Source organism: uncultured Pluralibacter sp. (genome assembly GCF_913775985.1).
Lineage (GTDB): Bacteria > Pseudomonadota > Gammaproteobacteria > Enterobacterales > Enterobacteriaceae > Pluralibacter.
This window is the reverse complement of sequence record NZ_CAJYMB010000130.1, coordinates 1-9,680: the sequence shown is the minus strand read 5'-3', so window position 1 is coordinate 9,680 and position 9,680 is coordinate 1. Positions and strand designations below refer to the sequence as shown.

Annotated in this window: 12 protein-coding genes; 6 read left to right on the top strand and 6 right to left on the bottom strand. The window is 57.0% G+C overall.

The window, feature by feature from the left end; genetic code table 11:
- The coding region (gene fliF / locus QZ766_RS16270; RefSeq protein ID WP_297203745.1) for a flagellar basal-body MS-ring/collar protein FliF at nucleotides 1-837 on the bottom strand (837 nt) is incomplete at its 3' end.
- A gap of 213 nt (nucleotides 838-1,050) precedes the next feature.
- Between fliF and fliE the strand changes: the two genes are divergently transcribed.
- Nucleotides 1,051-1,362, top strand: coding sequence for a flagellar hook-basal body complex protein FliE (gene fliE, locus QZ766_RS16265; RefSeq protein ID WP_297203743.1), 312 nt, complete (start codon nucleotides 1,051-1,053; stop codon nucleotides 1,360-1,362).
- Nucleotides 1,363-1,776: 414 nt separating this feature from the next.
- Here the strand turns inward: fliE and QZ766_RS16260 are convergent, their stop codons facing one another.
- Nucleotides 1,777-2,142 carry a hypothetical protein gene (locus QZ766_RS16260; RefSeq protein WP_297203741.1) on the bottom strand — a complete coding sequence of 122 codons (366 nt, stop codon included), beginning with the start codon at nucleotides 2,140-2,142 and terminating at the stop codon, nucleotides 1,777-1,779.
- Nucleotides 2,143-2,551: 409 nt separating this feature from the next.
- Here QZ766_RS16260 and QZ766_RS16255 point away from each other — a divergent pair, with 409 nt between their 5' ends.
- The 3 genes from QZ766_RS16255 to yedD all read left to right on the top strand — a co-directional run bounded on the left by QZ766_RS16255 (nucleotide 2,552) and on the right by yedD (nucleotide 4,177).
- The gene (locus QZ766_RS16255) at nucleotides 2,552-2,992 is read left to right on the top strand and encodes a hypothetical protein (RefSeq protein WP_297203739.1); all 441 of its coding nucleotides are present in this window, start codon (nucleotides 2,552-2,554) and stop codon (nucleotides 2,990-2,992) included.
- An 89-nt stretch (nucleotides 2,993-3,081) separates the two neighbouring features.
- Nucleotides 3,082-3,471 carry a DUF1090 domain-containing protein gene (locus QZ766_RS16250; RefSeq protein ID WP_297203737.1) on the top strand — a complete coding sequence of 130 codons (390 nt, stop codon included), beginning with the start codon at nucleotides 3,082-3,084 and terminating at the stop codon, nucleotides 3,469-3,471.
- A gap of 292 nt (nucleotides 3,472-3,763) precedes the next feature.
- A complete protein-coding gene (yedD, locus tag QZ766_RS16245; protein ID WP_297203736.1) occupies nucleotides 3,764-4,177 on the top strand; it encodes a lipoprotein YedD in 414 nt (137 codons plus the stop codon).
- A gap of 65 nt (nucleotides 4,178-4,242) precedes the next feature.
- Here the strand turns inward: yedD and amyA are convergent, their stop codons facing one another.
- The 4 genes from amyA to fliD form a co-directional block, all read right to left on the bottom strand.
- On the bottom strand, nucleotides 4,243-5,733 hold the full coding sequence (gene amyA, locus QZ766_RS16240; RefSeq protein ID WP_297203734.1) for an alpha-amylase: 1,491 nt from the start codon (nucleotides 5,731-5,733) through the stop codon (nucleotides 4,243-4,245).
- An 84-nt stretch (nucleotides 5,734-5,817) separates the two neighbouring features.
- The gene (gene fliT, locus QZ766_RS16235) at nucleotides 5,818-6,195 is read right to left on the bottom strand and encodes a flagella biosynthesis regulatory protein FliT (RefSeq protein WP_297203732.1); all 378 of its coding nucleotides are present in this window, start codon (nucleotides 6,193-6,195) and stop codon (nucleotides 5,818-5,820) included.
- Nucleotides 6,196-6,606, bottom strand: coding sequence for a flagellar export chaperone FliS (gene fliS, locus QZ766_RS16230; protein WP_297203730.1), 411 nt, complete (start codon nucleotides 6,604-6,606; stop codon nucleotides 6,196-6,198).
- 26 nt (nucleotides 6,607-6,632) lie between these two features.
- A complete protein-coding gene (fliD, locus tag QZ766_RS16225; protein WP_297203728.1) occupies nucleotides 6,633-8,033 on the bottom strand; it encodes a flagellar filament capping protein FliD in 1,401 nt (466 codons plus the stop codon).
- Between the two features lie 247 nt (nucleotides 8,034-8,280).
- On the opposite strand from fliD, the gene QZ766_RS16220 reads away from it, so the two are divergent.
- The gene (locus QZ766_RS16220; RefSeq protein ID WP_297203726.1) at nucleotides 8,281-9,354 is read left to right on the top strand and encodes a FliC/FljB family flagellin; all 1,074 of its coding nucleotides are present in this window, start codon (nucleotides 8,281-8,283) and stop codon (nucleotides 9,352-9,354) included.
- Between the two features lie 153 nt (nucleotides 9,355-9,507).
- Nucleotides 9,508-9,680: sigma factor (locus QZ766_RS16215; protein ID WP_297203747.1), on the top strand; the 173-nt coding region annotated here is incomplete at its 3' end.

Here is a 9,680-nt window from a genome sequence, read left to right as displayed (position 1 = left end):
CTGCTCTTCGGTCTGCTCTTTGCTGTCGAAGTTAATTTTTGCGGTGACCTGGGCGTGGACATTTCCGGCACCGACAATCGGCGCCACGATCATTTCAATGCGCCGCTGCAGGCGGCTTTCCACCTCGGCGGCGTATTTCAGCTGGGCGTCGTTTAGATCGCGATCGCCGCTGCCGGACTGGGTCAGCAGGTGCCCGCTCTGATCCACCAGCGTCACGTTGCCCGGCGGCAGCCCGGCAACCGCGCTGGAAACTAAATGCACTACCGCGGCAATCTGCCCTTCGTCCAGCGCCCGGCCCGGCTGCAGGCTCAGGGTGACCGAGGCGGAAGGCTGCTTCTGCTCGCGCACGAACAGCGACGGCTTCGGCAGGGCGAGGTGTACCCGAGCGCTTTTCACCGGGCCGAGGGTTTCCACCGTCCGCGCCAGTTCGCCTTCCAGCGCGCGCTGGTAGTTAACCTGCTCGCTAAACTGGCTGATGCCGAATTTTTCCTGATCCAGCAGTTCGAAGCCCACCGCACCGCCCTTTGGCAGTCCCTGCTGGGCGAGACGCAGGCGCAGCTCGTGGACACTGTCGGCCGGAACTTCAAGGGCGCTGCCGCCCTCGGTAAAGCGGTAGGGGACGTTCATCTGCTGCAGCTGGGTAACGATAGCGCCGCCGTCCTGGTCGCTGAGATTGCTGAACAGCACGCGGTAGTCAGGCGCTTTCGCCCACAGCACCAGCGCCACGATGACGGCAATGGCCGCCGCGGCGGAGATCATCAGCGGGATTTTCGGGTTCGCGCGCGCGCGGTTGATCCAGTCGCCCATTTTCATTGAGGATGTCGCGGCGGCGCTCATTGCGCACCCCGGCAAATTTGCCTGGCAGCATTAACGGTGTTGAAAAGCAAAGCGGGCTCCGGATTAGCAAAGGCAAAGAGATAGCGCTGCCATTATTCGGCGTTAAGTGAAATTTGATGGGGCAAATAGTCGGCTTTTTTGCGCCTAATTAGCGCCTTTGTCCGATTGACATGCTGCTAATCTCCTTGTCGAAACCCTGACCAGGAGAGAGTTATGGCCGTTACCGGCATTGAAAGCGCGCTGTTGCAGATGCAGTCCCTGACCAGCGCCGCCCGCAGCCCGCAGGCGGAGGCCGCGCCCGCCGTCAGCTTTTCCGGGCAGCTCACCGCGGCGCTGGACCGCATTAGCGAAACCCAGCTCGGCGCAAAAGCGCAGGCGGAAAAATTTGCTATCGGTGCGCCGGGCGTGGGGCTGAACGATGTGATGACCGACCTGCAAAAATCCACCATTTCCCTGCAGATGGGCATTCAGGTGCGCAACAAGCTGGTGGCGGCGTACCAGGATATTATGAATATGTCGGTGTAGGTGGGGTAAGTAGCTGTTATTTATTTGGTTATTCAGTTATAGACGATTGACCAGGGCATGAGTGGGACAACATCGTATAACTCCTGTTTTCTGCTATCCACGATCTGCAAAGGCGATAATCTTTTGCGCATCGGTATGTCCCATTTGCCCGGTAATGAAGTTGGGTTTCGTACTCTCTGTCAGCCAACAGCATACCTATTTGTGTTTTAACTGGTTTGCTTTGCGATAGCGTATTGCTGCCCCTTCGCGTCACTGCCCCTACCATGAGCGATAGACATTAATGCGTAACGATGATCCGTCAGCTCATCGGGCGTAACTATTTGTTTGTGAGTTGCATTAAAATATATATTTCAGAAAACAACAACCCGCCGGAGCGGCGGGTCTGGAGGGCATATCCTGGGGTAATACCGGTGGCTAAATTTGTTCCTGCAATTCACTGCCACAGTGCTTGCATTTAATCGCTTCTTTCCTGATCGCCTCGGCACAGAAAGGGCACTTCTTAAACTCGCCAGATTCTCCTTTGAGCACCGCTCTTCTTTCTGAGGTGGGTGAGGTTAAAGCAATCAGCAGCATCACAACAGGCGAAGTGAAAGATGCAATTCCGGCGGCCAAGCCATTTCCATTTGTGATGTTAGAAGTCAAAACCACTAATCCAAATCCCAATGCACAAGTCGCTATAAGAAAGAGGAAGCCGACACCCACACCTCTCCTTTTAATCGCAATCGCCGTTACTACAATTGCCGCTAGCCCAAACAACACAAAACCAAATATTGGCTGCATTTCCCTATTCCCATTCGTAAACGTAACCAGATGTTAGCAGACATGGGGAGCAAGGCAACGTAAAACCCGCTGGGGTGGGCAGTTCAAAGCTTAAAGAGCGCTAGTTTCATGATTCAAAGATGGATAAATACAATTGAATCTCATCCATTACGCGCGCTCTGGTGGCTAACAAAGTTTTCTCCCATCGCCAGCGCCCAATCTCCCAGTACTGCAGGCACAATGGTTAACTTCTTTCGTGTTAGTGTTTATTACAGGGGCAATTTTTTTCAGAATAGACGAGGTACAAACTACTGGCTGCCCGTTCCCACGTCACTGTTTGTGCGGCACCGCTGAGGCCACAAGCCTGTTCTTATTGAAAAAGCGGCACCGGCTGATAGGCTGGGATAGCTGAACGATGAGGGAACAGGCGATGAGAACAATAATGCTGGTACCGACGGCGATACTGCTGATCGGCTGCGCGGCGGGGACGTCCGCCACAGAAGTGAATACCGAGGGCAGCACCCATCTGGAAAAACGCATTAACACTATCGACTTCGCCACCGCGAACGTCGGCGAGGCGCCGAATAAATATAAAAAGCGGATCAAGAAAGCGATTCGCATGGCGCTGGATAATCCCGACGCCGCAGAATTCTCCGACTTCACCACCCCGCGCAAAGAGGTGCTGGCCGATCGCGGCAAGCTTATCTACGGCTACGCGGCGTGCGTCACCGTCGATCATCCGGCGGTAAATAGCGGCGGCAGCGTGCGCTACTGGGTGTTTATGCGCGATAACCAGATCCTGCGCATCAAGAACACTCAAAACCCCGGCGGGACAACCATTTTCCCCGGACGCAAGATCAACTGCGATTAATCACAACCCGGCGGCGGTTTAGGCGGCGGTGACATCGCCCGTGCTAAGCTGTCCTGTAGACGTAGATAAAAGATCCTCCGGAGAGTGTTATGAACAACAAGCCTATTCTTGCTGCTGCCCTGCTGATGATGATGGCCGGCGCGGCCAGCGCCCAGCAGCAGACCAGCGCCACCGGTTGCGATGCCAAAGCCCAGCGCCTGCAGCACCAGCTGGAGCACGCCCGGGCGCATGGCAATACCAACCGCGCCGCGGGCCTTGAGAAAGCGCTGTACGATGTGAACACCAACTGCACCGACCAGGGGCTGCGGGCCGAGCGCGAGGCGAAAATTCGCGATAAGCAGCAGAAGGTGGACGAGCGCCGCCGGGAGCTGGCGGAAGCTCAAGCCGACGGGCGACCCGAGAAAATCAGCAAGAAGCAGCAGAAGCTGACCAAAGCGCAGGACGATCTGCGCAAGGCCCAGGCGGAGCTGGATAAGTAGTGTCGGGTGCCGGAGACTATCCGGCGCTTTTTTTTCCGGTGAGCGGCCTGCGCCCGGTCATCGGTTTATTTATCCATCTGCATTTACCGTTCGCTTTATTCAGGACAAACGCCCAATCTCATTTAGCATGCCTGTTCTCATCACACGGACGATCCCTTCTGCAGCCTGCGTTAATGCGACGTCTATATTGGCGATTGTGTCACGCCGCGCGCGCATTGCGCAGAAACAGGGCTGGAAGCGTTAATGCTTTAATGCCACAATATTTTTTTTCCCGATTTTCTCAGGATAAGCAATGAAGAAAGTGGCAATTCTCGGCGCGCTGCTGGCGCTGTCCGGCTGTGTCCAGGTGGACAACTATCATAACGTAGTAAAGGCGCAGGCCCCGGCCGGCCTGGCGGGCTACTGGCAGTCTGCGGGACCGCAGAGCGCAATGGTGAGCCCTGAGGCGATCGCAACGCTGGTGATCACGCCGCAGGGCGATACTCTTGACTGCCGCCAGTGGCAGCGGGTGATTGCGCTGCCGGGCAAGCTGATGAAGCAGGGCGATGACTTTTACAACGTCACCAACAAGCTCGACGTGTACGACATTGACAGCGACGGCGGGCGCATCAAGTACGACCGGATGACGCTCAAGCGCGTCGACAGGCCGACGCTGGAGTGCGCCGACTATCTGCAGAAGAATCCGCTGGCTTCTCCGCTGCCGTAAGCGTCCCTGAAAAGAAAGGGCCCTCCCGCGGGAAGGCCCTTTGTCATCCCTAAACGCTATTCAGGTTATTGCAGTACGTCCTCCAGCACCCACACGCTGACGCTGCCGCCCGGGCAGGTGAATACCCCGGTTCCGCTCTCATCCGTTTCCACCGTCTCTTCCCGGTTGCCGAGGAAATCGACCCAGCGCTTGCTGGCGTAATTTTCTCCCAGCGCAATGGTTTTCTCTCCGTCGTCGCCGTTTGACAGCACCACCACGCAGCCCGGTGCTTCATCGGTGCCGCTGCGGCTGAAGGCGATGCAGTTCGGATGATCGAAAAACAGGGTTTGCACGCCGTGGGCGAAGCGCTGGCGGGCATCAATCAGCTCGTGCAGCTGGGCAATCACCGGCATGTCGATGCTGTAGGTGTTACCGTCGCCGCCGGTGTCTTCGTAGCTGGCGCCGAACAGGTCCGGGTAGAATACCGACGGCACGCCGTTTTCCCGCAGCAGGATCAGGGCGTAGGCCAGCGGTTTGAACCAGGCCTCCACCGGCGCTTCCAGCGCCTGTAGCGGCTGGGTGTCGTGGTTGGCGACCAGCGTCACCGCGTGGAACGGATCGGCCTCAACCAGAGTGCCGGTAAAAATCTGGCTCATATCGTATTCGCGGCCCATGCGCGAAGCATCGTGGAAGTGCATCTGCAGCGGGGCGTCGAACAGCATGGTCTGGCCGTCAACCTGATTGATGTAGTTTTGCAGCGTCTCCACGTCGTGGGACCAGTACTCGGCGACGATAAACAGCGGCTCCGGAGCCACTTCCTGCACGTGCTCGATCCACTCTTTATAAAACCAGGCCGGGATATGCTTCACCGCATCGAGCCGGAAGCCGCCGCAGCCGGTCTGCTCCATCGCCCAGCGGGCCCAGTATTTGATCTCTTCAGTCACCGCCCGGTTACGAAAATCGATATTCTCGCCCATCAGGTAGTCGAAGTTGCCCATTTCGCCGTCCACCTGCTCGTTCCAGCCGTCGCCGGTGTAGTCGTTCACCACTTTGAAAATGCCGTCCTCGTCGGGATTTTCGATATGATCGACGCCGCTGAAGCACTTGTAGTCCCAGACGAACTTCGAATACTGGCCGCCGCGGGCCGGGAAGGTGTATTTGGTCCACGCTTCGCAGTCGATGACCTCGTCCGAAATTTGCGTGCGGTCCTGTTCGTCTACCCGCTGAACCTTAATGTGCTCCTTCTCATCGGCGCCCATTTTGTGGTTGACCACCACGTCCAGCAGCACCGCAATTTGATTTTTTTTCAGCGCGTCGATAGCCGCCAGCAGCTGCTTTTTGTCGCCGTATTTGGTGGCGACGGAACCCTTCTGATCGAATTCACCCAGATCGAACAGATCGTAGCTGTCATAGCCTACGGAATAGCCGCCGGAAGCGCCTTTGTAAGCCGGGGGGAGCCAGATCATGTTAATGCCGATTTCATTCAGGTTGGGGGCGAGGGCTTCGACTTCCTGCCACAGCTCGCCTCCGGTAGGGTAATACCAGTGAAAACATTGCAGAAGGGTGGGGTTGCGCATACCAGAATCTCCATATCAGGGAGACTCTAGTATGGATGACACTCTCAGAAAGCGCCTGTCGGGCAGCACTTCCTGCTGTTGGTGTTACAGGGTGCCCGGATCGCGGCTCTCCTGCGGTACCAGCACGTTGCCGCCCTGGCTGCCGTAGGCGCTGAGTACCGATTTCTGGCGGCCTGACTGATTGACCAGCCCGGCCAGCTCCTCCATGCGCGCCTGCAGCAGCATTTTTATCTGCTGCTCGGCGTCGAGGATGGCGCGCAGCAGCGGGCGGATCTGCTGCTGGAGCGCCTCCGAAGGCGGGTAATCCTCCGCGTGTTGCACCACATGGTGCACCGCACTGACATACTCCATTTCGCAGGCGATAAGGCTGTCCCACTGGGCGGCACGGGCCAGCATCAGCATCCCGTGGCTTTGGGTCAGCAGCTGTTGATAAAGCGTGTACAGCGTCGGTGCATTGGCCATTTATACGGCGTCCTGAGTCAGAGTGGGCGGGGTGGCAACGTCTTTCCAGGCGTCGGCAATATTGCGCAGCAAGGTTTCCACCTCTTCAACGGCGGCGACGTCATTGTGCAGATTGGCGTGCAGCATGCGCCTGACCATGTACGCGTACAGCGCGATCAGGTTCTGGGTCAGGGCGTCATCGCTCTCCTCATCGAGGCTGACCCGCAGGCCGCTGTCGATAATATCGATCGCTTTTGACAGGGACTGGCCCTTGCCCGCGATGTTGCCCTCCTGCATATACAGGCGGGCGCGCACCAGCGCGCTGAGCGCGCCGTCAAACAGCATCGTCACCAGCTGCGGCTGGCTGGCGCTCATCACTGCGCTCTCAATCCCAACGCGGGCATAGGCCTGGGTGCTTTTTGCGCCGTACATCGTCTCTCCTCGTTAATCAGTAACGGTTATTTTTTGCTGGTATTGTCAAACTGCTGGGTCAGGTAGCTGCTGGTGGAATTCAGGGAGTTCACCAGAACGTCGAGCTGGGTGAACTGCGCCTTATAGCGCGCCATCGTGGCATCAATGCGGTCGCTGGCGGCGTTGTACTGCTGGGTCAGGTTGTTCAGGGTTTTGCTCACGCCGTCGGTGGCGGCCTGCACGATACCGGTTTTCGACAGCCAGCCGGTCAGATTCTTGTCGAGAACAGTGCTCACGCCGGTCCCTTTCCCGTCACCGACAATCAGCGCCGCCGCGCCCGCCGCATCTTTGGTCAGGGCCGATTTAAGCTTGTCGCCGTCGACGCTCAGCTTGCCGCTGGTGGCGTCAGAGGTGATGCCCAGCTGCGTCAGGGATTTAAACGCGCCGCTGCCGCTGGCGGCGCCGAGCACGCTCTTTAGCTGAGTCTGAATGGTGCGCAGCGTGGAGTCGCCCAGCAGCGCGCCGTTGCTGGCATTCTGCGTGTCAGCGCCTTTTTCGGCCGCGGTAAATTTAGTCAGCGAAGCAAAGGTATCCTGCAGCGCGTTGTAGGCGGTCACCCAGTCGTTGACCGCTTTTTCGGCTTTGGAGGTGTCTTTGGTGACGGTTAGCGTCTGGTTGCCGGTAGTAACGTCATTCAGGTTGAGGGTGATGTTTTCCAGCGCGTCGCTGATGGTGTTGCTGCTGTTTTCGATATCGATATTGTTAACTTTCAGCTTTGCGTTCTGGGCGGTGACTGACTCTTCCATCCCGCCTGCGCCCTGGGCGTCGTAGCCGAGAAAGCCCTGCAGGGCCGTGTCGCCGCTGACGCTCAGGGTCATGGCATTGTCTTTACCGGTGGTGTCCGAGGTTACAGAGAGGCGATATTGCCCATTACCGACGTTAATAATGCTGGCGCTGACCCCGGCTTTCGCGCCGTTAATGGCATCGCGAATGCCGCTCAGGGAGGAGTTGGCTGCGCTGATATTAATCTCCACCGGCTTTTTATCGCCGCCCTGCTGAATGGTCAGCACGCTGTCTGCGGAGGCGAGGGCGGTTTTTGTATCGCCCTGCGCCGTTTTGCTGGTGAGCGTCTGCGCCTGCGCCAGCTGGGAGACGCTAATGGTGTATTTCCCGGCAATCGCGCCGCTGCCGGTGGTGGCGGTAAACGCCGAGGCGCTGCTGCTGGCGGCGGTGGCGGCAAACAGGCCGCTGTTTTTCAGCGCGCTGTTGGCGGTCTGAAAGGCGGTAAGGGCGCTTTTTAGCGAGCCGTAGGCGCTGAGCTTTGCAGTATAGGAGGACTGCTGCGCGGAGATAGGCTTCAGTGACGCCTTTTCAACCGCTTCAATTTGCGACAGCGTGGAGTTTAGATCGAGCCCTGAACCAACGCCCAGCGAGGAGATACTTGCCATGTTTATTCCTTTGACGCGTAAAACGGATACCGGGGTTATCGGCGGGAGTGGCGGAAAGTTTAGAGGGCGGGCATTTTTTTTATAGCCGGAATAGCGCGCTATTTTTGCGCATTACAAATTATTTGGGCGGCGGCGAAAATAATCCTAAAGGTTGCGGGCGGGGCGACGATAACCACACTGACGGCGATTGCGCCGAGGGTGGAAACCCAACTCCTCATCATCGACTTGAATAACAGGAACCGTAATCATGGCACAAGTCATTAATACCAACAGCCTTTCGCTGATCACCCAGAACAACATCAATAAAAACCAGTCTGCGCTGGCCACCTCTATCGAGCGCCTCTCTTCCGGCCTGCGCATCAACAGCGCCAAAGACGACGCGGCGGGCCAGGCGATTGCTAACCGCTTCACCTCTAACATCAAGGGCCTGACCCAGGCGGCGCGTAACGCTAACGACGGGATCTCTCTGGCGCAGACCACCGAAGGCGCGCTGTCCGAAATCAACAACAACCTGCAGCGCGTGCGTGAGCTGACGGTGCAGGCGTCAACGGGGACTAATACGGATTCCGATCTCTCTTCTATCCAGGATGAAATAAAATCACGTCTTGGTGAAATTGATCGCGTTTCTAAACAGACTCAATTTAACGGCGTTAATGTGCTGGCCGGGGACAAAACTAAGTTAAGTATTCAGGTTGGTGCCAATGATGGGCAGACCATTGATATTAATCTTCAAAAAATTGATTCTACCAGTTTAGGCCTTGATAATTTTACGGTCTCAGGAAAAAGCGACTTTACCGCTGCTAAATTGATGGACAGCAAAGGGGGGGCAATATCAGCTGCAAATATTACGGATGGCGCAGCTACAGATCCTAAACAAGTTGAACTGCTTTCGTATACGGATGCTAGCGGCGCTACGCAGTATGCAGTCAAGAGTGATGAGGGCAAATATCTTAAAGCCACGGTGGCAGTTACTGATGCGGCTGATGGAAAACCTGCAAAAGCGACTGTCACTAAGAGTACTGACGAGGTTACGGGAGCAGCAACGGCCAATCCACTTAAAACTCTTGATTCCGCCATCGCCATCGTTGATGGATTCCGCTCCTCCCTCGGCGCCGTGCAGAACCAGCTGACCTCCGCGGTCACTAACCTGAACAACACCACCACCAACCTGTCTGAAGCCCAGTCCCGCATTCAGGACGCCGACTACGCCACCGAAGTGTCGAACATGTCGAAAGCGCAGATCATCCAGCAGGCCGGCAACTCCGTGCTCTCTAAAGCCAACCAGGTGCCGCAGCAGATCCTCTCCCTGCTGCAGGGCTAATCGCCTGACCGCTATTGACCCCGCTGCGGCGGGGTTTTTTATGAGCCCTACCTGCTAAATAGCCCCACCTTTTCCCCACTATTCCGCCCATTAAAAAGTGCTGCAGAAACGGATAATCGTGCCGATAACTCATCTATTGCAGGGCTGTTTACCATGCCATCACTCTACACCGCGGACGGTGTAATGGATAAACACTCGCTGTGGCAGCGCTATATCCCGCTGGTGCGGCACGAGGCGCTGCGCCTGCAGGTGCGGCTTCCGGCCAACGTCGAGCTTGACGATCTGATCCAGGCGGGGGGCATCGGGCTACTGAACGCCGTTGAGCG

Bases quoted from the DNA above. Each gene is read 5' to 3' on its own strand.
- fliE (WP_297203743.1), top strand. From the start codon at position 1,051: ATGGCCGTTACCGGCATTGAAAGCGCGCTGTTGCAGATGCAGTCCCTG.
- QZ766_RS16260 (WP_297203741.1), bottom strand. From the start codon at position 2,142: ATGCAGCCAATATTTGGTTTTGTGTTGTTTGGGCTAGCGGCAATTGTA.
- QZ766_RS16255 (WP_297203739.1), top strand. From the start codon at position 2,552: ATGAGAACAATAATGCTGGTACCGACGGCGATACTGCTGATCGGCTGC.
- QZ766_RS16250 (WP_297203737.1), top strand. From the start codon at position 3,082: ATGAACAACAAGCCTATTCTTGCTGCTGCCCTGCTGATGATGATGGCC.
- yedD (WP_297203736.1), top strand. From the start codon at position 3,764: ATGAAGAAAGTGGCAATTCTCGGCGCGCTGCTGGCGCTGTCCGGCTGT.
- amyA (WP_297203734.1), bottom strand. From the start codon at position 5,733: ATGCGCAACCCCACCCTTCTGCAATGTTTTCACTGGTATTACCCTACC.
- fliT (WP_297203732.1), bottom strand. From the start codon at position 6,195: ATGGCCAATGCACCGACGCTGTACACGCTTTATCAACAGCTGCTGACC.
- fliS (WP_297203730.1), bottom strand. From the start codon at position 6,606: ATGTACGGCGCAAAAAGCACCCAGGCCTATGCCCGCGTTGGGATTGAG.
- fliD (WP_297203728.1), bottom strand. From the start codon at position 8,033: ATGGCAAGTATCTCCTCGCTGGGCGTTGGTTCAGGGCTCGATCTAAAC.
- QZ766_RS16220 (WP_297203726.1), top strand. From the start codon at position 8,281: ATGGCACAAGTCATTAATACCAACAGCCTTTCGCTGATCACCCAGAAC.